This window comes from Nonomuraea sediminis (genome assembly GCF_018531495.1).
Classification (GTDB): Bacteria; Actinomycetota; Actinomycetes; order Streptosporangiales; family Streptosporangiaceae; genus Nonomuraea; species Nonomuraea sediminis.
Genome location: NZ_JAHDTI010000010.1, coordinates 311,045 through 333,181, shown reverse-complemented (window position 1 = coordinate 333,181; position 22,137 = coordinate 311,045). Strand labels below are relative to the sequence as shown.

Annotated in this window: 25 protein-coding genes; 10 read left to right on the top strand and 15 right to left on the bottom strand. The window is 71.0% G+C overall.

Annotated elements, in window-relative coordinates; all coding sequences use genetic code 11:
- Nucleotides 1–10: 10 nt before the first annotated feature.
- Nucleotides 11–1,009 carry a LacI family DNA-binding transcriptional regulator gene (locus KIK09_RS36220; protein WP_214323955.1) on the bottom strand — a complete coding sequence of 333 codons (999 nt, stop codon included), beginning with the start codon at nt 1,007–1,009 and terminating at the stop codon, nt 11–13.
- An 84-nt stretch (nt 1,010–1,093) separates the two neighbouring features.
- Between KIK09_RS36220 and KIK09_RS36215 the strand changes: the two genes are divergently transcribed.
- Nucleotides 1,094–2,584, top strand: coding sequence for a flavin monoamine oxidase family protein (locus KIK09_RS36215; protein WP_214323954.1), 1,491 nt, complete (start codon nt 1,094–1,096; stop codon nt 2,582–2,584).
- Nucleotides 2,585–2,640: 56 nt separating this feature from the next.
- Here the strand turns inward: KIK09_RS36215 and KIK09_RS36210 are convergent, their stop codons facing one another.
- The 3 genes from KIK09_RS36210 to KIK09_RS36200 all read right to left on the bottom strand — a co-directional run bounded on the left by KIK09_RS36210 (nt 2,641) and on the right by KIK09_RS36200 (nt 4,382).
- Nucleotides 2,641–2,985 carry an RNA polymerase-binding protein RbpA gene (locus KIK09_RS36210; protein WP_214323953.1) on the bottom strand — a complete coding sequence of 115 codons (345 nt, stop codon included), beginning with the start codon at nt 2,983–2,985 and terminating at the stop codon, nt 2,641–2,643.
- A gap of 122 nt (nt 2,986–3,107) precedes the next feature.
- The gene (locus KIK09_RS36205) at nt 3,108–3,698 is read right to left on the bottom strand and encodes a hypothetical protein (RefSeq protein ID WP_214323952.1); all 591 of its coding nucleotides are present in this window, start codon (nt 3,696–3,698) and stop codon (nt 3,108–3,110) included.
- A gap of 177 nt (nt 3,699–3,875) precedes the next feature.
- Complete coding sequence (locus tag KIK09_RS36200; RefSeq protein ID WP_214323951.1) at nt 3,876–4,382, bottom strand: nuclear transport factor 2 family protein; 507 nt, start codon at nt 4,380–4,382, stop codon at nt 3,876–3,878.
- A gap of 34 nt (nt 4,383–4,416) precedes the next feature.
- Between KIK09_RS36200 and KIK09_RS36195 the strand changes: the two genes are divergently transcribed.
- The gene (locus KIK09_RS36195) at nt 4,417–4,923 is read left to right on the top strand and encodes a winged helix-turn-helix transcriptional regulator (protein ID WP_214323950.1); all 507 of its coding nucleotides are present in this window, start codon (nt 4,417–4,419) and stop codon (nt 4,921–4,923) included.
- Between the two features lie 146 nt (nt 4,924–5,069).
- Here KIK09_RS36195 and KIK09_RS36190 read toward each other — a convergent pair whose 3' ends face one another.
- From KIK09_RS36190 to KIK09_RS36160, 7 genes are all read right to left on the bottom strand, one after another.
- A complete protein-coding gene (locus tag KIK09_RS36190; RefSeq protein ID WP_214323949.1) occupies nt 5,070–6,482 on the bottom strand; it encodes an MFS transporter in 1,413 nt (470 codons plus the stop codon).
- Between the two features lie 9 nt (nt 6,483–6,491).
- Nucleotides 6,492–7,277, bottom strand: a complete 786-nt coding sequence (locus KIK09_RS36185; RefSeq protein ID WP_214323948.1) for a glycerophosphodiester phosphodiesterase family protein — start codon at nt 7,275–7,277, stop codon at nt 6,492–6,494.
- 21 nt (nt 7,278–7,298) lie between these two features.
- Nucleotides 7,299–7,844, bottom strand: a complete 546-nt coding sequence (locus KIK09_RS36180) for a TrmH family RNA methyltransferase (RefSeq protein WP_214323947.1) — start codon at nt 7,842–7,844, stop codon at nt 7,299–7,301.
- Entirely contained in the window at nt 7,841–8,446 is a 606-nt protein-coding gene (locus KIK09_RS36175) for a class I SAM-dependent methyltransferase (RefSeq protein WP_214323946.1), read from the bottom strand. Before KIK09_RS36175 ends, KIK09_RS36180 begins: the two co-directional genes overlap by 4 nt.
- A gap of 12 nt (nt 8,447–8,458) precedes the next feature.
- Nucleotides 8,459–9,406 carry a VWA domain-containing protein gene (locus tag KIK09_RS36170; RefSeq protein WP_214323945.1) on the bottom strand — a complete coding sequence of 316 codons (948 nt, stop codon included), beginning with the start codon at nt 9,404–9,406 and terminating at the stop codon, nt 8,459–8,461.
- A gap of 40 nt (nt 9,407–9,446) precedes the next feature.
- A complete protein-coding gene (locus KIK09_RS36165; protein ID WP_214323944.1) occupies nt 9,447–10,382 on the bottom strand; it encodes a DUF58 domain-containing protein in 936 nt (311 codons plus the stop codon).
- Nucleotides 10,383–10,613: 231 nt separating this feature from the next.
- Nucleotides 10,614–11,612 carry an AAA family ATPase gene (locus KIK09_RS36160; RefSeq protein WP_214323943.1) on the bottom strand — a complete coding sequence of 333 codons (999 nt, stop codon included), beginning with the start codon at nt 11,610–11,612 and terminating at the stop codon, nt 10,614–10,616.
- 68 nt (nt 11,613–11,680) lie between these two features.
- Here KIK09_RS36160 and KIK09_RS36155 point away from each other — a divergent pair, with 68 nt between their 5' ends.
- A complete protein-coding gene (locus KIK09_RS36155; protein WP_214323942.1) occupies nt 11,681–12,442 on the top strand; it encodes a hypothetical protein in 762 nt (253 codons plus the stop codon).
- Nucleotides 12,443–12,515: 73 nt separating this feature from the next.
- Nucleotides 12,516–13,346: a DUF2268 domain-containing putative Zn-dependent protease gene (locus KIK09_RS36150; RefSeq protein ID WP_250574286.1), complete on the top strand. Its 831-nt coding sequence runs from the start codon at nt 12,516–12,518 to the stop codon at nt 13,344–13,346.
- 50 nt (nt 13,347–13,396) lie between these two features.
- Here the strand turns inward: KIK09_RS36150 and KIK09_RS36145 are convergent, their stop codons facing one another.
- Nucleotides 13,397–14,035, bottom strand: coding sequence for a response regulator (locus KIK09_RS36145; RefSeq protein WP_214323940.1), 639 nt, complete (start codon nt 14,033–14,035; stop codon nt 13,397–13,399).
- A complete protein-coding gene (locus tag KIK09_RS36140) occupies nt 14,032–15,222 on the bottom strand; it encodes a sensor histidine kinase (protein WP_308164507.1) in 1,191 nt (396 codons plus the stop codon). Before KIK09_RS36140 ends, KIK09_RS36145 begins: the two co-directional genes overlap by 4 nt.
- 146 nt (nt 15,223–15,368) lie before the next feature.
- On the opposite strand from KIK09_RS36140, the gene KIK09_RS36135 reads away from it, so the two are divergent.
- The 3 genes from KIK09_RS36135 to KIK09_RS36125 all read left to right on the top strand — a co-directional run bounded on the left by KIK09_RS36135 (nt 15,369) and on the right by KIK09_RS36125 (nt 17,846).
- A complete protein-coding gene (locus KIK09_RS36135; RefSeq protein WP_214323939.1) occupies nt 15,369–15,932 on the top strand; it encodes a ClpP family protease in 564 nt (187 codons plus the stop codon).
- 1 nt (nt 15,933) lies between these two features.
- Complete coding sequence (locus KIK09_RS36130; protein WP_214323938.1) at nt 15,934–16,551, top strand: ATP-dependent Clp protease proteolytic subunit; 618 nt, start codon at nt 15,934–15,936, stop codon at nt 16,549–16,551.
- 533 nt (nt 16,552–17,084) lie between these two features.
- Nucleotides 17,085–17,846: a TSUP family transporter gene (locus KIK09_RS36125; protein ID WP_214323937.1), complete on the top strand. Its 762-nt coding sequence runs from the start codon at nt 17,085–17,087 to the stop codon at nt 17,844–17,846.
- Here KIK09_RS36125 and KIK09_RS36120 read toward each other — a convergent pair whose 3' ends face one another.
- Together KIK09_RS36120 and KIK09_RS36115 are read right to left on the bottom strand one after the other, a co-directional pair.
- Nucleotides 17,847–18,995 carry an MFS transporter gene (locus tag KIK09_RS36120; protein ID WP_214323936.1) on the bottom strand — a complete coding sequence of 383 codons (1,149 nt, stop codon included), beginning with the start codon at nt 18,993–18,995 and terminating at the stop codon, nt 17,847–17,849. It abuts the gene before it with no gap.
- The gene (locus tag KIK09_RS36115; protein ID WP_250574285.1) at nt 18,992–19,741 is read right to left on the bottom strand and encodes a DeoR/GlpR family DNA-binding transcription regulator; all 750 of its coding nucleotides are present in this window, start codon (nt 19,739–19,741) and stop codon (nt 18,992–18,994) included. The genes KIK09_RS36120 and KIK09_RS36115 overlap by 4 nt, the downstream gene beginning before the upstream one ends.
- A gap of 44 nt (nt 19,742–19,785) precedes the next feature.
- Here KIK09_RS36115 and KIK09_RS36110 point away from each other — a divergent pair, with 44 nt between their 5' ends.
- The 3 genes from KIK09_RS36110 to KIK09_RS36100 are packed head-to-tail and all read left to right on the top strand — an operon-like array spanning nt 19,786 to nt 22,136.
- Nucleotides 19,786–20,754, top strand: a complete 969-nt coding sequence (locus KIK09_RS36110) for a helix-turn-helix transcriptional regulator (RefSeq protein ID WP_214323935.1) — start codon at nt 19,786–19,788, stop codon at nt 20,752–20,754.
- A gap of 30 nt (nt 20,755–20,784) precedes the next feature.
- Nucleotides 20,785–21,399 carry a LysE family translocator gene (locus KIK09_RS36105; RefSeq protein ID WP_214323934.1) on the top strand — a complete coding sequence of 205 codons (615 nt, stop codon included), beginning with the start codon at nt 20,785–20,787 and terminating at the stop codon, nt 21,397–21,399.
- Nucleotides 21,396–22,136, top strand: coding sequence for an alpha/beta fold hydrolase (locus KIK09_RS36100; protein WP_214323933.1), 741 nt, complete (start codon nt 21,396–21,398; stop codon nt 22,134–22,136). The genes KIK09_RS36105 and KIK09_RS36100 overlap by 4 nt, the downstream gene beginning before the upstream one ends.
- The last annotated feature ends 1 nt before the right edge of the window (nt 22,137 follow it).

Genomic DNA, 22,137 nt, shown 5'->3' with positions numbered 1-22,137 from the left:
GAGGCGCTGATCACCGCTGCGGTCCAGGACGGGTGGATGACGCCCGGATGTGCAGTTCCGCGGTTACCGGTTCTCCTCTGCGGCCGTCGATGAGCAGAGCGATCGCGGCCTCGGCCGTCTGCGCGGGGCGGAAGCTGAGCGTGCTGACGGCGGGATCGGTGCGCGCCGAGGCGGGATCCTCCGTCGTGCACACCAGGAGCACGTCGTCGGGGATCGACCTGCCCAGCCGCCTGATCGTCTCGACGACGAGCGGAGTGCTCGCCTCCACCAGCGTGAGAATCGCATCGGGCGGCCGCGGCGCGCAGAGCACCTGCTCGACGGCCGCGAGCACGTCACGGTTGCCCGGCTCCCGGGTGCGGACGATCCAGGCGGGCAGGTCGCGCTCGGCGGACCAGCTCTCGCAGGCGCGGACCGACGTCCGGTGGAACAGCGCGGTGGACTCGCCGGCGATCACCGCGATGTTCCTGGCTCCGGCCTCGTACAGGTGGGTGAGGGCGTGCCGGACGGCGGCGTCGTGGTCGCAGCCGACCCAGGGCAGCAGGCCCTCGGCGTGCGGAACGTTGGCGATCACCGGGATGCCAGCGGCGACGCAGTTGCCGACCACCGGATCGTCGGCGACCGGATCCGCGATGTAGATGCCGTCCAGGGGGATGTCGAGCCAGTAGTCGTCCCTGGACAGGGTCGGCAGGAGCACGATGGCATAGCCCCTGCGGTGCGCTGCTCGCGCCGCGCCGGTGACGAGTTGCGTGAAGTAGGCGTGCTCGACGTAGACCCACGGGCTCTCGACGTACTCGCGGGCCGCCAGGCCGATCAGCCGCGTGTGACCGGCGCGCAGCAGCCGGGCGGTGGGGTCGGGCCGGTAGCCCAGGCGTCGGGCCGCCTCGCGCACCCGCTCCCGCGTCGTGTCGGACAGGCGGCCGGTCCCGTTCAGCGCGGCGGAAACGGTGCTGGTGGACACCTCGGCGGCGACGGCGACGTCCACGAGCCGCACACGTGGTAAGTGGTTCATGGCCCAGATCGTGCCAGGTCTTGTGAAAGAACGTTCTTTCACTCAGGCTCCACTCCAACTCGACGACAGAGGGAGCACGGACCCATGCGCGATGTCACCGCCTCCGAACGCACCTTGACCAGACGCGGATTCATCGCCGCGGCCGCTGCGGCCGCCGTACTGCCGACGGCAGCACCGGCGTCGGCAGCCACCGATCCGCGCGTGGTCATCGTCGGCGCAGGGCTCGCCGGCCTCCGCTGCGCGCACTCGCTCTGGACCGGCACCCGTCCGGTCCGCGCGACGGTGTACGACGCGGACACGACCCACATCGGCGGCCGCTGCTGGTCGCTGCGCGGCTTCTTCGACAACGGCCTGGTCGCCGAGCGCGGCGGGTCGTTCATCAGCTCGACCGACACCGAGATCTTACGGCTGGCCAACGGCCTGGGCCTGCAGCGCGAGAACGCGGGTGGCGGGGCGCTCACCGGCGACTACGCCGCCTGGATCGACGGCGCCCTCTACACCGGGGTCCAGCAGCAGGAGGACTGGGTCGCCCAGGCCTATGGGGCCTTCCATTCCTCCTACCTCGCGGCGGGGACCGCCCGGTACAACAGCTACAACGCCGAGGCGTACCGGCTGGACAACATGTCCTGTCTGGACTACCTCACCGAGATCGGGCTCGCTCCGGAGTCGCGGCTCGGCCAGGTGATCCAGTCGCTCCAGCTGCAGTCCGGGGGTGAACCCGCCGAGAGCTCCGCCCTCGGCATGATCAATTTCCTCGGCAAGTCGAGAACGTTCGACGGGGGGCCCGGTTTCGACGAGAAGTACCACATCGTCGGCGGGAACGACCAGATCGTGAGTGGCATGGTAGACCGTCTACCGGCCGGGACCGTCCAGCAGGGCCACCAGCTTCTCGCGCTGCGCCGCAACAGCGACGACAGCTACACCTGCACGTTCGACCACGGCGGCAGTACGGTCACCGTGACCGCCGACCACGTGGTGCTGGCACTGCCGTTCAGCACGCTCCGCAACGTGGACCTTTCCGGGGCGAGCCTGTCGTCACTCAAGCTGACCGCGATCCGGCAGCAGGGGATGGGGCAGAGCGGCAAGATCACCGTCCAGCTCTCCAGGAAGACCTGGCCCTCCCTCGGCTACAACGGCATCACCAACACCGGCCCGCAGGGGTACCAGACCGCGTGGGACGGCTCGGCCGTGTCGGGTCCCACCGGCACACCTGCCCTCCAGGTCGTCTTTCCCGGCGGGAACGTCGCCCGCGACACCCTCACCGGCGCGCCCCACGGCCCGGCGCCGACCGCGGACGTGAACTGGTTCCTGTCCCAGATCGAGCACATGTATCCCGGCACCACGGCCGCCTACACCGGCAAGGCCTACGAGGACCACTGGTCGCGCGCTCCCTGGCAGCTCGGCGCCTACCACTACTACAGGATCGGGCAGTACACCTCGATCGCCGGGTACGAGGCGGTCCAGGAGGGGCGGATCCATTTCGCGGGTGAGCACACCGACGTGGAAAACGCCACGATGAACGCCGCGGTGGTGTCCGGCGAGCGCACCGCCTGCGAGATCCTCAGCCAGATCTGAAGCCGCAGAACAAAAGACCCCGGGCTGATGCCCGGGGTCTTTCACCGTGAGAATCGTCAGGCGCTCTTGCGACGCTGGGCCCTCAGGACCGCCAGCCTCTCGTTGAGCACCTCTTCCAGGTCTTCGATCGACCTGCGCTCCAGGAGCATGTCCCAGTGGGTCCGTGGGGGCTTGGTCTTCTTGGACTCCGGCTGCTCGCCGTCCAGCCGAGCCGCTGTCGCGCCGCACATCCGGCACTCCCAGGTCGCGGGAATCTCGGCCTCTGCGGCAAGCGGAACCTCGAAGACGTGGCCCTTGGGACAGGTGTAGGACACCTCCTGGCGTGGGGCCAGGTCCGTGTTACGGTCGTTCTCGTAGCTGGTTGCCCCGAGCCGGGTGCCACGAAGCGCGCGCTCGCCCATGTCTAAATGCCTCCTACAGGGCCCCCTGAAGAAGGGGGGTCTGTCTCCCACGGTGTGTAACGCTTGGTACCGTGATGGGATTCCCACCTGCAGGGTGATCCAACCGCGCTCTTCGGCAGTAGTTAGGCCGTACGCGAGCGCCACATCTCCCACGCCAGCCACAGTCCGCCCACCGCGATGAGCGCCCCGTGGGCGATCCGCAGGGAGTAGGGACCGAAGAACTGCGGGATGAACAGGGCAAATCCGGCGGCGAGCGGCACGGCGCTCCACTTGGGCAGCACCCCGGTCCGCCAGACGGCCACCGCGGCCATGATCGCGCCGACGCCGAGCAGCGCCAGGCCGACGGCGAACATGGTGACAGGAATGGTGCCGAAACGGAACTCCTGCGCCAGGGTGGCGGTCGTGTCGGGGTAGTGGCGGGCGATGACGTGCAGCCCGAAGTCCTCGGCGCCGTAGTACGGCAGCGTGAGCCCCGCGCCGATCCAGGTGACCACGGCCGCCCGCAGCGACAGCCGGTCGCCGAGCCGCTCGTGCAGCCCGAGTACGGCCAGCCCGAGCAGAACGAATCCCAGCATGGCCGACAGGTGCCCGTTGACCCAGTTCGCCGAGGCCATCGCCACGGAGTCGTCCCCTGACGGGCGGATGGCCGGGTAGACGAAGAACGCGATGCCCGCGAGGCCGAACGCCAGCGCGGTGAGGGGGGAGCGCTTCACAGGTGTCTCCTGACGAGGATCGTTGCTCTGTTGCGAGAGCAATGCTCTCGCAACAGAGCGCATGCGTCAAGAGCACCGCTCTCTTTTCTGTGCGGCGCTTCAATGGCCCGCACGGACGACCGGCGCGGGTCGTGTGGAGCCGGTGTACGGCCCGCGCCGGCATGTCGTGGGTGAAGGTCAGGGGCGGGGGCGGGTGAGGAGGGGGACCAGGGTGCGGTCGCCCATGCGGGTGAGGGTGGCCAGGGGTTTCACGGCGGCCGAGACGAGGAGCGGGAGGCCGGGCCTGCCGGTGGAGCGGGCCATGACGGGGCCGAGGGCGGCCATCAGGGCGGTCAGGGCCGGCAGCGGCCGGATCCACATGGTGATCTCGGCGACGAGGCCGTCGTCGTCGAAGCGGAGCAGCGCCGCCTCCTCCAGGGACTGCCTGCCGAGGCGGGCCGTGGCGCCGAGCATGCGGGTCGTGTCGTCGCCGACGTCGGTGTGGTAGCGGATGCCCGACAGCACGGAGAAGACGGCGGTGAACAGGTCGCCGACCTGGTCGTGGCCCGCGAAGCGGGCCCGGTCGCTGAGCGGCGAGTGGAACACCACGCCGGGGGAGAGGGTGGCCAGGAGGGCGTCGAGGTCGTGCGCCTCGCCCGCTGCGCGGTAGGCGCGGGCCAGTGAGTCCTGAATGTGAACCGACATAAGGTTCACTTTATCAACCCACTATCCTGGGTCCATGAACAGGTTCGGAGAGATGCACTGCTCGATCGCCCATGCCGTGGGCGTGATCGGCGAGCCGTGGACGCCGCTGATCCTGCGCGATGTGTTCCTCGGCCTGCGCAGGTTCGACGATCTGGCCGAGGACCTGGGAATCTCCCGCAACCTGCTGACGCGGCGGCTCGATCACCTGGTGGCCGCGGGCGTGCTGGAGCGCAGGCCGTACCAGGAGCGGCCCGTGCGGCACGAGTACGTGCTGACCGAGGCGGGCAAGGACATCGTGCCCGCGCTGATGACGCTGATGGCGTGGGGCGACCGCTGGTCCACCCCCCCGGGCGGGCCGCCCGCGCTCCTGGTTCACTCCTGCGGCGAGCAGTTCACGCCGGTCGTCACGTGCCCGCACTGCGGCGGCGAGGTGACGGCGGACACGGTCCGCGTGACCGGCGGCCCCGGCGCGGCCCCAGGCCCGGGCACGATGCTCCTCGCCTCCCCGGGGGCGGCGTCGCTGGGGCCTTGGGTGCCGTGACGATGCCTCCCGAAGGTCGGCGTCGCCACGGTCCTGGGCGCCGTGACGGCGGGTCACTGTCATCGACTCGCCGCGAGCGCCAGGCTCAGGACCTCAGCCGAAGTACGGCGGGCGGCCGGTGGCCGCGGCTTGCCGTACCGGAAAAGTCAGACGCGGCTGGGGACCTCGTTGCCGGCGGCGCGGATGGCCTTGGGGAAGTTGACGGCCGCCAGCAGGGCGAACCCGATGATGAAGAAGACGACCATCGAGATGATGGCGATGCGGTAGCTGTTGGTCAGCTGCAACGCCGTGAAGACCGTCAGCGAGCCGATGAAGGCCGACCCCTTGTCGCTGATCTGCTGGAGGCTGAAGTACTCGGCCTCCTTGCCGCGCGGGATCACCTGCGAGTACAGCGACCGCGACAGGGCCTGCGTGCCGCCGAGCACCAGCGCGATGGCGAAGGCCAGCAGGTAGAACTGCACCGCCGCCCCCTCGCGCAGGAAGTAGGCGACGGCCACGATGGCCGTCCAGACGACGAGGCTGCCCAGCACGGTGCGCTTGCCGCCGAAGCGCCGCGCCAGCCACCCCATCAGCAGCGCGCCGAAGAAGGCCACGAACTGCACCATGAGGATGGCGCTGATCTGCACGGTCTTGCTCAGCTTGAGCGCCTCGGAGGCGAAGGCGGCGCTGTTGCCGATGACGGTCTGCACGCCGTCGTTGTAGATCAGGTAGGCCACCAGGAACAGCAGCGTCAGCGGGTAGCGGCGCAGGTCCTTCAGCGTGCGCCACAGCTGGTTGAAGCTGCCGCCGACCGAGCGCACCGCGGTGGTCTCGTGCGCGGCCACGGGCCGGTTGCGCAGCGCGAGCAGCGGGATGATCGTGAAGATCGCCCACCAGAGCCCGGCCGACATCATGCTGATGCGCACCGACATGCCCTCGGTCAGCCCGAGCCCCTCGTGGTTGAGGTAGAGCACCAGGTTCAGCGCGAGCAGCAGCCCGCCGCCCAGGTAGCCGATCGCCCAGCCGCGCGAGGAGACGCCGTCGCGCTCGTCGGGCGTGGAGATCTGCGGCAGGAAGGAGTCGTAGACGACCACCGAGGAGCCGTAGGCGAGGTTGGCCACGACGAACAGCACGCCGCCGAGCAGGTAGCGGTCGCCGGCCACGAAGTACAGGCACATGGTGGCCAGGGCGCCGATGTAGGCGAAACCGCCGAGCATCTCCCGCTTGCGCCCGGTGTGGTCGGCCAGCGCCCCCACCACCGGCAGGAAGACGATCTGCAGCAGCACCGCCACCGTGGTGATGAGCCCGAAGTAGGCGGCCGGCCGGATGTCGGCGCCGAGCACGTCGACGTATCCCAGCCCCGGGTGGGTCTCGACGAGCTTGTCGAAGCCGGACACGCACTGGTCGGACGGCACCGTCGGGAAGTCCTTGGCGCAGGCCGCGGTCTTGGCGACGGGGATCAGGTACGGCCCCAGGAACACCGAGATGATCGTGGTGTAGAAGACCGAGTTGGCCCAGTCGTAGAAGTACCAGCCGCGCTGCTCACGCCGACGGGCCGCGGGGGGTGCGGTGAGGGTCAAGGACGGCTCCTAGGGATGCCACTGCCCGCGGCGCTCCAGCACGTCGCGCAGGCCGCTGATGTTGTCGGTCATGATGCCGTCGACGCCCAGGTCGAGCAGCCGCTCCATGCGGGCCTGGTCGTTGATGGTCCACACGTGCACCTGCATCCCTACCGCGTGAGCCGTACGGATGAAGGAACGGGTGGTGACGGGCAGCCCACGGAAGCCCATCGGGACCTGCGCGCACGGCACGCCCGAGCGGGCCAGGCCGGTCAGCAGCCGCCCGTAGCCCGAGGTGGACGCGGCCGCGCGCAGGGCCGCCACGCCGCGCGGGCCCAGCGCCGAGCAGACCTCGCGCCCGAGCGCCGCCCTGGCCATGAGCAGGCGCTGGTCGGAGAAGGAGGTCAGGCAGATGCGGTCGTAGGCGTTGGTGTGCTTGACCGCCTCGGCCAGCGGTTCGATCGCGGCCGTCTGCTTGACGTCGATGTTGAAACGCAGCCGCGGCCAGCTGCCCAGCAGGTCGGCCAGCAGCGGGATCTCGTGCACGCCGCCGATGCGGGCCCGCCGTACCTCGCTGTAGGGGAGGTCGGAGATGCGGCCCGTGCGGTCGGTGACGCGGTCGAGGGTGTGGTCGTGGAAGGCGAGCAGCACGCCGTCGGCGGTGGCGTGCGCGTCGGTCTCCAGGTACTCATAGCCGAGCTCCACGGCCCGCTCGAAGGCGGCGGCGGTGTTCTCCGCGCCCTCGAGGGCCCCGCCGCGATGGGCGAAGGCCAGCGGCCCCGGATGGTCGAGAAAGGTGAAGCGTCGGCTGAGCACGACCCGAGTATGCCTTCTTTTTCAGTCGGATGGATCACCCGGAGACTGCCATTCCTGGCGGCGCGCCTCGGCCAGCGCGATCGCGGCCGCGACGGCCACGTTGAACGAGCCGACCCGTCCTACCTGCGGGATGTAGCAGACGCCGTCCACGGCATCGAGCAGCGCGGGGGAGCAGCCGTGGTCCTCGCTGCCCACCACCAGGCACACGTCCCTGTCGAGGTCGGCCAGATGCAGGGGTACGGCTTCCGCCGTCAGCTCGATGGCCAGCACCGTGTAGCCGTCCTGCTTGGCCGCCTTGACCGCCTCGGTGGCCAGGACCGGCTCGTGCCAGGTGACCAGGCGCTCGGTGCCGAGCGCGGTCTTGCCCGCCTTGGGGTTGGTGGGCGGGGTGGCGTTGCCCGCCAGCCAGATCTGGTCGACGCCGAACGCGGCGGCGCTGCGGAAGATCGAGCCCACGTTGAACGGGCCGGTCACCGATTCCAGGATCAGGCCGAGCCGGTTTTCCGTGTTGCGGCGCCAGGTGCGGTTGAGCCGCTTGACGTCGGTCGGGCGCAGCTGCTTTCTCATCGTTCCACTTTCAGGATGCGGTAGGCGGCCCTCGAGGCGAAGCGCGAGGCCTGCCAGCCCTGCTCGGCGAGCCAGCGTTGCAGGGAGTCGGAGCCGAGGTGTTTCTGGACCACCAGGTAGGCGACGCCGTCGGGGGTCAGGCGGGTCAGCCAGCGGGTGAGCATCTCATGCAGCGCCGCCTTGCCGATCCTGATCGCCGGATTCGACCAGATGGCTCGAAATTTCACGTCATCTGGGACGTCATCTACATGAACCGGCCTTACTTTGTAAAGGCGGGCGGCCGCGGCGTTGCGCTCGGTGAGCTCCAGGCTCCGCCGATTCACATCGACGGCCCACACCGTCGCCGACGGCGCGCGGGAGGCCATGGTCAGCGCGATCGGCCCGTAGCCGCAGCCCAGGTCGAGCAGGTCGCCCTCCTGGGGCGGCGGCGGCACGGTCTCGAGCAGGATCTTGGTGCCCAGGTCGATCCGCTCGGGGGAGAAGACGCCCCGGTCGGTCTCCAGCTTCAGGTGCAGGTCGGGCAGCACCAACTGGACGGCGCCCGGCCTGCTCGAGGCCTCGGGCTGCTCGGAGAAGTAGTGGGCCCCGTGGTTCGACATCATCGTGGGAAAACGTTACGGGATGCGGGAACCGAACAGGACCGCGGCGCCCGCCACCAGCAGCCCGACCGCGATCGCCGCCACGATGAACAGCTGGGTGATCTCCTGGTCGACCAGCTTGAAGCCGAGCGAGGTGCCGATCTGCTCGTAGACGTCGCGCAGCTCGCTGCCCGACTCGGCGGAGTAGGCGCGGCCCGAGGTGCCCTCCGACAGCGACTGCAGGGTCTGCTTGTTGACCGGCACGTTGACCGGGCGGCCGTCGATCGACACGGTCCCGTCCTGCGTGCCGTACGCGATCGTCGAGACCGGGACGCGGGCCTGCTGGGCGGCGTCGATGGCCTCGTTGACCGAGCGGCCCGAGGTGTTGTCGCCGTCGGACAGCAGCACGATCGCGGCCGGCGGCGGGTCGGTGGCGGCCTGCTGGTCGAAGGAGCGGATCGAGTCGAGCGAGTTGAAGACCGCCTCGCCGATGGCGGTGCCGGGCCTGGTGGACAGGTTGCCGAGGGCGGTGATGACGGCCTGGTGGTCGGTGGTGGGGGAGATCACCACGTTCGCGGAGCGGGCGAAGGAGACCACGCCCACGTTGAAGCGGTCGGGCAGTTCCCTGACGAAGGTCTGCGCGGCGCTGCGGGCGGCGCTGATGCGGCTGGGTGCGACGTCGTCGGCGTCCATCGACAGCGACACGTCAAGCGCGATCATGATGGTGGCCCGGTCGCGCGGCACCCTGACCTGGTCGGCGGGCTTGGCGGCGCCGATGATCAGCAGCGCCATCATGGCCAGGAACAGTACGGGCGGCACGTGCCGCCGCCAGCCGGGGCCCGCGGGCGCGACCAGGTTCAGCAGCGCCAGGTTGGTGAAGCGGATCGTGTAGCGGCGGCGGGCGAACTGTGCGGCCACGTACCCGGCGAGCAGCAGCGCAAGCAGCGCGAACAGCCACAACCACCCGGGTGCGAGAAACGTCACAAGGCCTCCTTCGCCGATCTTGTGACGAATGTTGGCTCGCTCACGGCGTCACCACCCGGTGGGGGACGTGGGCCATGCGGCGCTGGCGCAGGACGAACTGTGCGATGTCGAACACCCAGTCGCGGTCGGTGCGCAGGACCAGGTGCGCCACGCCGGCGCGGCGCAGCGCCAGCCGGGTGCCCTCACGCTGGAGGGCCGCCGCCTCCGCGTAGGCCTCGCGAATTTTGGGCGAAAGGTGCACTTCGCGTACATGCCCGCTCTCGGGGTCGGCGAACGCGACGCGGCCCACGTCGGGCAGTTCGAGCTCGCGCGGGTCGATGACCTCGACGGCCAGCACCTGGTGGCGGGCGGCCAGCCGGCGCATCGGCCGCTCCCACGGGCGTTCGGCGTCGGGGTCCAGGTCGGGCTGGGCGTCGAGGAAGTCGGACACGACCAGCCGCATGCCGCGCCTGCGCCGGGTGGCGGCCAGCACGTCGATGCCCTCGGCCAGGTCGGGCGCGTCGTCGACGGGCCGCCCGCGCGGGGCGTCCATGAGCGAGTGCAGCAGCCCGTAGAGGGCGGGGCGTCCGGTCCGTGCGGGCATGCGGTGAATGTACTCGTCGTGCAGCACGAGCGCGCCGAACCTGTCGCCCATCCTGCTCGACAGGAACCCGATCGCCCCCATCGCGGCCACGACCAGGTCGCGTTTGTCGGTGTCGGCGGTGCCGAAGTCCATGCTGGCCGACAGGTCCGCCAGCGCCCAGGTCTCCAGCTCGCGGTCGGCGATCAGGTCGCGCACGTGCGGCACGGTCGTGCGCGCGGTCACGGCCCAGTCCATGCGCCGCACGTCGTCCTCGCCGGGCACGTACAGGCGGCTGTCGCCGGACTCGCTGCCGTGCCCGGGCAGCAGCCCCTGGTGCGCGCCGTGCAGCAGCCCGTCGAGGCGCCTGGTGATCGTCAGCTCCAGCCGCCTGAGCGCCTGCTCCGCCGTGCTCACAACTCACTCATTTCCTGGAAGCCAGTGTCGCACACGTGTTCGTTCATGTACGGTCGATCCGCCTGGAGGTGAAACCCTGCAGGTCTACCGCCGGGCCGGCGGGATGTGAAGCCTGTGGAGGCCATGTAAGACCGGTCGCGCGTCCTCGGACGTTCGGGGGCTGTCGCCGGTGAAGCAGGAAGGTCCAGCCTGCGAGGGTTGGAATCCCTGGGCTTCGGTCCGGGGAGGAGGTCAACGGTTCTGGTTCCAGACCACCAGAGGCGGTGGGACCGCGTGCAGGATCTGCTTGACCACCTGTTCGGGGTCCACGCCGTCGGCCAGGGCGTCGAAGGTGAGCATGAGCCGGTGCGACATGACGTCCACGGCGACGTCGCGCACGTCGTCGGGCAGCAGGTAGTCGCGGCCGCGCAGCAGGGCCAGGGCGCGCCCGGCCGCGACCAGGCCGAGCGTGGCGCGCGGGCTGACGCCGATCTCGATGGTCTCGCTCAGGTCGGGCAGGCCGTACTCGGCGGGGAGGCGGGTGGCCATGACCAGGCGCACCACGTAGTCGGCGACGAGCTGGTGCACCGAGATCTGCTCGGCGGCCTGCTGCAGTTCGAGCAGACGGGTGGGCTCGAGCACACGCTCGGGCGTGGGCGGGGTGACGCTCATCCGGTGCAGGATCTCCAGCTCCTCGTGGGCGCTGGGATGCGGGACCCGCACCCGGAACAGGAACCGGTCGCGCTGCACCTCGGGCAGCGGGTAGACGCCCTCCGACTCGATCGGGTTCTGGGTGGCGAGCACGATGAACGGCCTGGGCAGCGGGTGGGTGACGCCCGCGAGCGTGACCTGGCGTTCGGCCATGACCTCGAGCAGGGCGGACTGCACCTTGGCGGGCGCGCGGTTGATCTCGTCGGCGAGCAGGAAGTTGACGAACACCGGGCCGAGTTCGACGTCGAACTTCTCGTTGGAGGGGTGGAAGACGCGGGTGCCCACGATGTCGCTGGGGACCAGGTCGGGGGTGAACTGGATGCGGGCGAACGTGCCGCCCACGACGGTGGCCAGGGTCGAGGCGGCGAGTGTCTTGGCCACGCCGGGAACGCCTTCCAGCAGGCAGTGGCCGCGCGCGAGCAGCGCCACGATCAATCGCTCGACCATGTGCTCCTGGCCGACGATGACACGCCGGACCTCGTCGAGACTCTGACGCAGCACTGCCGCGTCGGTTCCTGGCAGCTCTTCGGCGACGCTCATGTCTGCCATTCCACCAAACGTCCCGCCAACGTGCACGTAGCGGTGACTTCCGCCACGTCTGTGCTTTCATGGCAAGCGTGGCAAGTCCGCTTCAGTACGGCGATCCGCCCCGGTTGGGGCCGTTCGTGGTGCAGGCGCGCCTGCAGTCGGCTCCGGCTGGTTTCGTCTACCTGGCGCAGGCGGCCGACGGGCGGGCCGTGTCGCTTGCCGTGCTGACGCGGGGTGCGGCGCACGACGGGGCCGCGCTTGACAGGTTCGTCACGGCGATCAAGGAGGCGGCGCCGGAGCGGTCGGGGGTGCGCGGCTGGTTCGCGCGCGGGTCCCGGCAGCGGGCGGCCGTGCTGGACGAGGCGCCGGCGGTGCTGGCCGCCGATACCGGGCCCGCGCCATGGGTGGCGGTGCCGTACACGCCGGGGCGGACGGGGGCCGAGTGGTTCCTCGAGCCGGTGATGGTGGGCGGGACGCTGATCGGGCAGGTGCACGGGCCCGATTTCGTGCCGTACTGGCTGACCGACAGCGCGCCGGCGGTGCCCGGGCCGCCGAAGGCGCGGCGGCCGCTGACCGAGACGCGGCGGCGGGTGCTCATGGCGGCGGCGGTGCTTGCCGTACTGCTGCTGGTCGGGACCGTGATCGCGGTGCTCTTGCTGCGCGGCAGGCAGGACACCGAGCCGCTGCCGCGGCCGTTGCCGCCGACGGTGTTCGAGCCGACGCCGCCGCCCACGCCGGTCACTCCCGAGCCGCGGAAACCCACGCCGACGCCGAGCAAGAGCGGCAGGCCCACGCCGGGACAGACGCCCGGCGACGACTCGGGCGAGGGGTCGCCTATTTAGCTTGAGCCTCACGCTACGTGAGGTTCTAGCGTCGGCGGACATGGAGTTCATCGTTCATGACACGTTGTCCGCGATGGCGGATCTGCTTCGGTTGCCGGTGGAGCGGCGGCCGGACGCGCTGCGGGAGATGCTGGAGCCGATGCGCGCGGCCCTTCCGTTTCCGGGTGACCTGGTCGACATGCATCAGCAGGGCGCCGGGTTCCGGCTCGACGCCGACGATCCGCGCTACCTGCCGGCCCTGGCGCGCCTGGCCGAGGCCGACCTGTTCGGCCAGGTGTCCAGGGAACTGGAGAGGGCGAGCCGGGCGCTGTCCGGGCTGAAGCAGGTGGACACGCTGCAGGTGATGTTCGTGCTGGGCAACCCCGACGACGACTATCTGATGCGGGTGGCCGGCGGCTACTACGGCATGGGGGGCATGCCGGGGTGGTTGTATCTGATGGCCTGGCCGACCGAGGAGAACATCGGGCGGATCGCGCAGTGCGCGGTGCACGAGTTCCACCACGGCGTGCGCTACACCAACGTCGAGTGGAACCCGGTGACGGTCACGGTCGGCGAGCACGTGGTGGCCGAGGGGCTGGCGGAGGCGTTCGTGCGGGAGCTGTCGGGGGCCGAGGCGATGGGGCCGTGGTCGTCGATGGTCACCGGCGAGGCGTTCGACCTGGCCTACGAGCGCATCGTGCGGGACATCGAGCTGGCCGGGATGCAGAACACCCCGGCCTACGTGCTCGGCGACACCGCGATGAGCCGGTTCGGCCAGGAGCCCCGCGGTATCCCGGACATGGCCGGATATGCCGTGGGATTGCACCTGGTCGACCGATTTTTCGAGAAATCTGGGCTTACGGCGGTGAAGGCTTCCGGGCTCCCGGCCGCGGAGATCCTCAGCCGCGCGCTGTCATCGCGGTGAGACGAAGCCTGATTCGCTTGAACGAGCGCGTCGGCGATGCCGCCCCGGGCTCATTGCGGTGAGACGAAGCCCGACTCGTAGGCGGCGATGACGGCCTGGGTGCGGTCGCGGACGGCGAGCTTGGTCAGCACGTTGCCGACGTGCGTCTTGACGGTCTCCTGGCTGACCACCAGCTCGCCGGCGATCTCCCCGTTGGACAGACCCTTGGCCATCAGGCGCAGGACGTCGCCCTCGCGCTCGGTCAGGCGGTCGATGCCGGGCACGGGCGTGCGGGGCCTGCCGCCGGCCAGGGCCCTGATCGAGGCGGGGAACAGCAGCGTCTCCCCGGCGGCCACCAGCTTGATCGCGCGCACCAGCTCGTCCGGCTTGGTGCGCTTGAGCAGGAAGCCGTCGGCGCCGGCGCGCAGCGCGTCGTAGACGTAGTCGTCGTTCTCGAACGTGGTCACCACCAGCACCTTCGGCGGCCGGTCCAGCTCGAGGAGGCGGCGGGTGGCCTGGATGCCGTCCACGTCCGGCATCCGCACGTCCATCAGCACCACGTCGGGCCGCTCGCGGCGCACCACGGGCAGCACCTCGGCGCCGTCGCCCGCCTCGCCCACCACGCTGAGGCCCGGCTCGGTGTCGATGATGATGCGCAGGCCCGCCCGGATGAGATCCTCGTCGTCGGCGATCACGACCCTGACTGTCATGTCCCCGACCGTAGCGGCAATCGCGCCGCCACCCGCCACCCGCCCTCCACCGGGCCTGCCTCCAGCTCGCCGCGCAGCAGCCGGACGCGCTCGCGCATGCCCGCCACGCCCCGCCCCCCGGAGTATCCCGGAGTGGTGGCCGTCCGGTTGGTGACCTCCAGGGCCAGCTCGCCGTCCAGTACGGCTGCCGCCAGCCGTACCGTGCCCTGGCCGTGTTTGATGGCGTTCGTGAGCGCCTCCTGGACGATGCGGTAGCCCTCCCTGGACACGGCGGCGGGCACCCCGGACAGGTCGCCCACCTCCTGCTCCACCTCGGCGCCCGAGCCACGCACCAGGTCCTGCAGGTCGGCCAGGGTCGCGGCGGGTTTCCTGGTGCTCGGTCCCGCCTCGCGCAGGACGCCGAGCACGTGGTCGAGGTCCTCGAGCGCGGTGCGGGCGGCCTGCTCGATGGCCGCCAGGGCGGACTTGGCCGTGCCTGGGTCGCGGTCGATGACGCGGCCGGCGGCCGCCGCCTGGAGGGTGACCACGCTGAGCGCGTGGCCCACCGAGTCGTGCAGGTCGCGGGCCAGGCGGTTGCGTTCGGCAAGCACGCGTGCCTGCTCTTCCGCCGCGGCCAGCCGTTCGGCAGGGGTGGGGCCGAGCAGCACCGGCGCCAGCCGCGCCAGCAGCGCGCCGGCGCCCGCCACCGCGGCGACCAGGGCGGCCAGCGTGGCGAGCCCGACCAGCGCCCACAGCACCGCCTGCCAGCCCGGCTGCACGTGGAAGCCGAACATCTGGCGGCCGGCCGCCGAGAACGGCAGCGCCAGCGTGAACAGCGTGAACGGCACGATCGCCAGCGTCGCGCCGCTGAGCAGGCCGCCGACGGCCAGGTGGACGGTGAACCAGGCGGCCGTGCGCCGCCGCTCCTGCCACGAGCGGCGCGCCTGCCGCGGCGGGGTCTCCACGGTCGCGCCGAGCAGGCCCTGCGCGGCGTTGACCTCCAGCGCCCGCACCGGCAGGAACAGGCCCGTCACCGCCACCACCGGCAGGACCGCGACGTAGACGCCCAGCTGGATGGGCATCAGCACGTCGTCGATGCGGCCGCCGCTCACCGAGCTCGACAGCAGGACGCCGGCCATCATGTACGGCATCAGGAGCGCGCCGCCCAGGATCAGGCAGGCCCAGCGCCGGAAGAGGTCCCTTCTCACATCGGCGATTATATGTCGACGAAAATTCGCTCTCGGTGGAATGCGCCTTTAGAGAAATCGGCCTCCAGCGAAATGGCGCGCCCTTCTGCTTTCGCCGGGTCTAGCGTCGGGAAATAAGTTCGACAGATCGGGAAGAAAGGCGGCCCATGACCGAGACAGCGCACACCAAATGGCCTGAGCAGCTCGGGCAGCGTCTGCTCAAGGAGCGCATCCTCGTTCTCGGCCAGGAGGTCGACGACGAAATATGCAACCGGCTGTGTGGCGAGTTGCTTTTGCTGGCAGCCGAGGATCCCAAGCGCGACATAACGCTTTACATCAATTCGCCGGGCGGTTCCATCTCTGCCGGGATGGCGCTCTACGACATGATGCAGTTCATCCCGTGCGACGTGGCGACGGTCGCGATGGGCTTCGCCGCCTCGATGGGGCAGATGCTGCTGTGCGCAGGCGCGCCGGGCAAGCGTTACGCGCTGCCCAACGCGCGCATCGTCATGCACCAGCCGCTCGGCGGCATCGGCGGCACGGCCAGCGACATCCAGATCCAGGCCGACAACCTGATCTACACCAAGCGCCGGATGGCCGAGCTGATCGCCCACCACACGGGCCAGCCGCTTGAGCGCATCAAGGAGGACTCCGACCGCGACCGGTGGTTCACCGCGCAGGAGGCACTTGAGTACGGATTCGTGGACCACATCGCGAACAGGGAGCTCTGACATGGCGGGCCGCTACGTGCTGCCGTCCTTCACCGAGCGGACGTCGTACGGGGTCAAGGAGACCAACCCGTACGCCAAGCTGTTCGAGGACAGGATCATCTTCCTCGGCACGCCGATCGACGAGGCCTGCGCCAACGACATCATGGCGCAGTTGCTCACGCTGGAGTCGATCGATCCCGACGCCGACATCAACCTGTACATCAACTCGCCGGGCGGGGAGGTCACCGCCATGGCGGCCATCTACGACACGATGCAGTTCGTCAGGCCGGAGGTCCAGACGGTCTGCATCGGCCAGGCCGCCTCGGCCGCCGCCGTCCTGCTCGCGGCCGGCGCGCCCGGCAAGCGCGCGGCCCTGCCGCACGCGCGGGTCCTGCTCCACCAGCCCGCCACCGACGGCGTCCGCGGCCAGTCCAGCGACCTGGAGATCCAGGCCAGGGAGATCCTCCGCATGCGCGACCAGCAGGAGGAGATCCTCTCCCGCCACACGGGCCGCGGCATCCTGGACATCCGGCGCGACATCGAACGCGACCGCATCTTCACCGCCGAACAGGCCCGCACCTACGGCCTGATCGACGACATCTTCGCCACCCGCAAACGCACCCTCACCCCCACCCGCTAACCCCATACGGCGAGCCCGACCAACCACCCGCCGCGCCCACCCTCACGTCCCCGGCACCCCAGGCGGGTACTTCCTGGAGGCCTGGGGCGGCACTCCCGGGCGCCGGGTCGGCGGGGAGGTGTGCGGCGTAGGTCGGCGCCGTGTACGGCGGGCAGCACGGCTCGCCGACGTGCCCGCCCTCACGACCCCGTAGGCCCGGGCGGCACTCCCTGGCGCCCCAGGGCGGCACTTCCCGGAGCTCCGAGGCGGTACTCCTGGGCGCCGGGTCGGCGGGGAGGTGTGCGGCGAAGGTCGGCGCCTTGTGCGGCGAGGGAGGGGCCGGGGGAGCGGGGTCACGTAGGGGCGTTGCGGTGGGTAAGTGTCATCGACTCGCCGGGAGTGCCGGGCGCGGGTCCTTGGCCGAAGTGCGGCGGGCGGCCGGTAGCGGCGGCCTGCCGTACGGCAGAAAGCCAGACGTACAGGGTGGGGTGAGTGGGAAAAGGGGTGACATATAGCCTCTTGGGGGCTAGTGGGTGGAATGGGGGAGTGGCGCGGTGGGGGTCGGGGATGTCGTCGTGCTGCTGGTGGCTGCCGCCGGGGCGGGCTGGGTGGATGCCGTCGTGGGCGGGGGCGGGCTGCTGCAGTTGCCCGCGCTGCTCGTGGCAGGTGTGACGCCGGTCGAGGCGCTGGGCACGGCGAAGGTGGCCTCCATCGCGGGCACGTCGTCGGCGGCCATAACCTTCGCGCGCTCGACCAAGGTGGATCGGGAGCTGGCCGTCCCCGCCGGTCTGCTGGCCGTCGCCGGAGCGGGAGTCGGCGCGCTGGCCGCGGGGGCGGTCCCGGCGGGGGTGTTACGCCCGGCGGTGATGGTGGCCCTGCTGGCGGTGGCGGCGTTCGTGACGTTCCGCCCCGCCCTGGGAGCCGTGCCGCATCCGCACCTGAGGACCCGTGGCCGGGTCGTGGCGGCCGTGGTGGTCGCGGGCGTGGGGATCGCCTTCTACGACGGGGTGATGGGCCCGGGCACGGGCACCTTCCTGATCATCGCGTTCACCACGATCCTGGGACTCGACTTCGTCAACGCCTCGGCCACGGCGAAGATCATCAACTCCGGGACGAACCTGGGGGCGCTGCTCGTGTTCGCCTGGCAGGGCCACGTGCTGTGGGCGCTCGGCCTCGGCATGGCGGTGTGCAACATCGCCGGAGCCCAGGTCGGAGCCAGGATGGCGCTACGGAAAGGCTCGGCGTTCGTCCGGATCGTCCTGCTGTGCGTGGTGGTGGCCATGGTGGCCCGCCTGGCCTGGCAACAGTTCGCGTAGTCAAGGAGCCGGAGCGGGGGTACGCGCGGGACGGAGGGCGGGCGCGGCCAGGGCCACGAAGGTGGCCAGGAGAACCGGGACGGCCAGGGCGCGGGGCAGGCCGGTGAGTTCGGCCGCGGCGCCGATGAGGACGGGGCCCGACAGGAAGCCGAGGTATCCGATCCCCGCGACCCGGGCCAGCGCACGACCCGCGTAGGCGGGATCCCGATGCCCGGCGGCGGAGAAGATCTGCGGGATGATGCACGACAGGCCCGCGCCGAAGCAGGCGAAGCCGACCACGCCCGCCCAGGGCTGCCCGATGAGGAGCCCGAGGCCCAGCCCGGCGGCCGCCAGCAGCCCGCACCCCCGCACCAGGAGCACCGGCCCGAAGCGGGCCGCGAGGCGGTCGCCCGCCAGCCGTCCCACCGTCATCATGATCGAGAAGGCCGCGTAGGCGACGGCGGCGAACCCGGGTGACGCCCCGAGCGAGTCCCGCACGTAGACGGAGCTCCAGTCGGCCGCCGCCCCCTCGCCCACCAGGCAGCAGAACGCCAGCACCCCCAGGAAGAGCACGCCGAGCCGCAGCCGGGACCCGCCGCCGGCAGGGGAGGAGGCATGCCCGCCCGCGGAACGGTGCGCCCACCGACCGGCCCACGCCGCCAGCGCCACGATCACCGCTCCGACCGACAAGAAGGTGATAAATGGTGAAAAATCGGCGCTGGCGAAGAGCCCGCCCACCCCTGCCCCGGCGAAACCGCCGAGGCTGAAGACCGCGTGGAACGACGACATGATCGGCCGCCCCGAGGCGGTCTCCACCTCCACGGCGTTGGCGTTCATGGACACGTCGAGCACCCCGTGCACCAGCCCGAAGCAGAACAGCGCGACCGCCAGCGTGCCCAGGTTCACCGCGCAGGCGGGCGCCACCAGCACCACTCCCTGCAGCAGGGCCGCGGGCAGCATCACCCGGTGGCTGCCGTACCGGTCCACCAGCCGCCCCACGACCTGCATGCCGACGATCGCGCCCAGGGCGATCGCCAGCAGCGCCAGGCTCAGCGTGCCGTCGCTCAGCCCGAGGCCCTGCTTGATCGCCGGGATGCGTGCCGTCCACGTCCCGATGGCCATCCCGGCCAGCAGGAACAGCAGGTAGACGGCGACACGGGCCCGCCTCACGCGAGCCTGACCGTCACGCCGGCCGCGGTGAGCGCGTCGTGCTGCTCCCGCGGGATCCCGTCGTCGGTGACGACCACGTCGATCCGGTCGATCGGGCACACCGAACCGAACGCGGTCCGTCCGAACTTCCCCGAATCGCACACCACGACCGATCGCCGCGCGGCCGCCATGGCCGCCCGCTTGACCGCCACGTCGAGCAGGTCGTGCGCGGTCATCCCGTGCTCGGACGACAGCCCGCAGCACCCGATCACGGCCGTGTCGAAGCGCAGGGACGCGATCGACGCCTCGGTGAGCGGCCCGGTGAAGTTCAACTCGCCCTGCCGTACCTCCCCGCCGGGAAGCACCAGCCGCACGCGCGGCCCGCCCGCCAGCACGGTCGCGGCCTGCAGCGAGAGGGGCAGTACGGTGACCCGCCGCGAGACCAGCGCGCGGGCCACCTCCAGCGCCGTGGTGCCGCCGTCGAGCAGGACCGCCTCCCCGTCGGCGATCAGATCGGCCACGTCGGCGGCGATGCGGTGCTTGGCCTCGGCCGCCTCCCGCTCGCGCACGCCGAACGGCGGCTCCTCGCCGCGCAGCAGCAGCGACAGCGCGCCGCCCCGCACCCGGCGCACCACGCCCTGCTGGGCCAGTTCGTCCAGGTCGCGGCGGATCGTCATCTCCGATACGCCGTGCCGCTGCGCCAGGTCGGACACCGAGACGCTGTCGTGCGTCCGGAGGGATTCCATGATGTCTCGCAAACGCTCCATGTGTTCATACAAACATGCCCTATGTGCGCAATACAATGGCGGGCATGCGCGCAAGCCGCCTGCTCTCCCTGCTGCTCCTGCTCCAGACGCGGGGCCGGATGACGGCTCCCGCGCTGGCCGAGGAGCTCGAGGTGTCGGTCAGGACCGTCTACCGCGACGTCGAGGCGCTGTCGGCCGCCGGCGTGCCGGTCTACGCCGACCGCGGGCCGGCCGGGGGATACCAGCTGCTCGACGGCTTCCGCACCCGGCTGAACGGGCTGACGGCCGAGGAGGCGTCCTCGCTGTTCCTGGCCGGGCTGCCGGGCCCGGCCGCCGAGCTGGGGCTGGCCGAGGTGGTGGCCAACGCCGAGCTGAAGCTGCTGTCGGCGCTGCCGCCCGAGCCGCGTTCGCACGCCTCCCGGATGCGCGAGCGTTTCCTGCTCGACGTGCCGAGCTGGTACCGCAGCGGCGATGACGTGCCGTTCCTGAGCTCGGTGGCCGACGCCGTGTGGGAGCAGCGGCCGCTGCGGATGACCTACCGGCGCTGGGGGCAGCGGGAGGTCGAGCGCGACATCCACCCGTTCGGCCTGGTGCTCAAGGGCGGGTCCTGGTACCTGGTGGCCGCGCCGCCCGGCGGCAGCCCGCGCACCTACCGGGTGGCGCGCATCCTGACCCTGGAGACGCTGCCGGGCACGTTCGAGCGGCCGCCGGGCTTCGACCTGTCCGGCTTCTGGCACCAGTACGCCAAGGAGTTCAGGGAGAACATGTACACCGCCGAGGCGGTGATCAAGCTGGCGCCCGGGGCGGAGAACCTGCTGGCCTACACCATGGGCCAGGACGTGGTGACCGCGGCCCTCGCCCGGGCCGAGGGCGACCCGGAGGGCTGGCGGACGCTGACCGTGCCGATCGAGTCGATCACGCACGCGCGCTGGCTGCTGTTGCGCATGGGCCCGTCGGTGGAGGTCCTGGGGCCGCCGGAGCTGCGGCACCTGATGGCCGAGGCCGTCGCCGAGCTCGGAAAAATGTACGGCTAGGTCGGGATTAATCCTGACAAGATGGCCGCCATGTATCTCATAGCGTTCGTGGGCGCGTGCATCCTGGTGGCCATGGCCCCCGGCGTCAGCACCGCCGTCATCCTGCGCCAAACCCTGAGAGCGGGCCGCGGCTCGGGCCTGGCCGCCACGCTCGGCAACGAGACGGGCATCCTGCTGTGGGGGCTGGCGGCCGCCTTCGGGTTGTCGGCGCTGGTGCTGGCCTCGCAGCTGGCCTACGACGCGATGCGCGTGGTGGGCGCGGTCGTGCTGGTGGTGATGGGCGCCCAGTCGCTGTGGCAGGCCCGCCGTACCAAGGTGGAGACGAGCGAGCCGGAAGCGGTCGACGGCCGGCGCAAGGCCTACCTGACCGGGCTCGGGACGTGCATGGCCAACCCGAAGGCGGCGGTGTTCGCGATGTCGTTCCTGCCGCAGTTCGTGCCGCAGGGGCAGAACGTGCCGCTGACGCTGGCCCTGCTCGCGGTCATCTGGGTGGTCGTGGACATCGCGTGGTTCTCGCTGGTCATCTGGATGGTCGCGCGCGCCAAGGCGATCCTCGGCCGCCCGGCCGTCAAGCGCCGCCTGGAGCAGATCTCCGGCGTGGTGCTGATCGGGCTCGGCGTGCGGCTGATGACGGAGGCACGATGACGATCTGGCACGACTCGTACGGTTCGGGTGAGGCGGTCGTCCTGCTGCACTCGAGCGCCGCCGACTCCGAGATGTGGGACCCGCAGGTCGAGGCGCTGTCCGACCGCTTCAGGGTGATCCGCGCCGACTCCCGCGGCTACGGTCGCTCGCCCCTCGTTCCTGGCGTGCGCTACAGCGACGCCGAGGACGTCGAGGCCGTGCTGGCAGAGCTGGGCGTACGGCGCGCGGCGCTGGTGGGCTCCTCCTACGGCTGCCGCGTGGCGCTGGAGCTGGCCTCCGGCGACGCGGTCGAGGCGACCCGGCTGGTGCTGCTGAACCCGGCCATCGAGGCGCCGCTCACGCCCGACGCCAAGCAGCTGTTCATCGAGGAGGAGGAGCTCGTCACGAGCGGCGACCTGGACGGCGCGTCCGAGCTGGTGGCGCGCGCCCTGCTGGGCCCCAGCGCCGCTTCCGCCACCCGCCGCCACCTCGTCGAGATGCAGCGCAACGCCTACGAGCTGCAGCTGGCCGCCGACCCCGAGCCGACCCAGGTCGCGCGAGAGGTACGGCCGGCCGAGCTCGACCTCCCTGCGCTGGTGGTGTTCGGCGGTCGCGATCTGGAGTACTTCCGGCGCGGCGCCGAGCACCTGGCCGCCGAGCTGCCGCGGGCCGAGCTGATGGAGCTGGAGTGGGCCGGGCACCTGCCCAGCCTGGAGCGGCCGGAGGAGATCACGGCCCTGCTCCTGGACTACCTTTAGG

Bases quoted from the DNA above. Each gene is read 5' to 3' on its own strand.
- KIK09_RS36220 (WP_214323955.1), bottom strand. From the start codon at position 1,009: ATGAACCACTTACCACGTGTGCGGCTCGTGGACGTCGCCGTCGCCGCC.
- KIK09_RS36215 (WP_214323954.1), top strand. From the start codon at position 1,094: ATGCGCGATGTCACCGCCTCCGAACGCACCTTGACCAGACGCGGATTC.
- KIK09_RS36210 (WP_214323953.1), bottom strand. From the start codon at position 2,985: ATGGGCGAGCGCGCGCTTCGTGGCACCCGGCTCGGGGCAACCAGCTAC.
- KIK09_RS36200 (WP_214323951.1), bottom strand. From the start codon at position 4,382: ATGTCGGTTCACATTCAGGACTCACTGGCCCGCGCCTACCGCGCAGCG.
- KIK09_RS36195 (WP_214323950.1), top strand. From the start codon at position 4,417: ATGAACAGGTTCGGAGAGATGCACTGCTCGATCGCCCATGCCGTGGGC.
- KIK09_RS36180 (WP_214323947.1), bottom strand. From the start codon at position 7,844: ATGAGAAAGCAGCTGCGCCCGACCGACGTCAAGCGGCTCAACCGCACC.
- KIK09_RS36175 (WP_214323946.1), bottom strand. From the start codon at position 8,446: ATGATGTCGAACCACGGGGCCCACTACTTCTCCGAGCAGCCCGAGGCC.
- KIK09_RS36160 (WP_214323943.1), bottom strand. From the start codon at position 11,612: ATGAGCGTCGCCGAAGAGCTGCCAGGAACCGACGCGGCAGTGCTGCGT.
- KIK09_RS36155 (WP_214323942.1), top strand. From the start codon at position 11,681: ATGGCAAGCGTGGCAAGTCCGCTTCAGTACGGCGATCCGCCCCGGTTG.
- KIK09_RS36150 (WP_250574286.1), top strand. From the start codon at position 12,516: ATGGCGGATCTGCTTCGGTTGCCGGTGGAGCGGCGGCCGGACGCGCTG.
- KIK09_RS36145 (WP_214323940.1), bottom strand. From the start codon at position 14,035: ATGACAGTCAGGGTCGTGATCGCCGACGACGAGGATCTCATCCGGGCG.
- KIK09_RS36135 (WP_214323939.1), top strand. From the start codon at position 15,369: ATGACCGAGACAGCGCACACCAAATGGCCTGAGCAGCTCGGGCAGCGT.
- KIK09_RS36130 (WP_214323938.1), top strand. From the start codon at position 15,934: ATGGCGGGCCGCTACGTGCTGCCGTCCTTCACCGAGCGGACGTCGTAC.
- KIK09_RS36115 (WP_250574285.1), bottom strand. From the start codon at position 19,741: ATGGAGCGTTTGCGAGACATCATGGAATCCCTCCGGACGCACGACAGC.
- KIK09_RS36110 (WP_214323935.1), top strand. From the start codon at position 19,786: ATGCGCGCAAGCCGCCTGCTCTCCCTGCTGCTCCTGCTCCAGACGCGG.
- KIK09_RS36105 (WP_214323934.1), top strand. From the start codon at position 20,785: ATGTATCTCATAGCGTTCGTGGGCGCGTGCATCCTGGTGGCCATGGCC.
- KIK09_RS36100 (WP_214323933.1), top strand. From the start codon at position 21,396: ATGACGATCTGGCACGACTCGTACGGTTCGGGTGAGGCGGTCGTCCTG.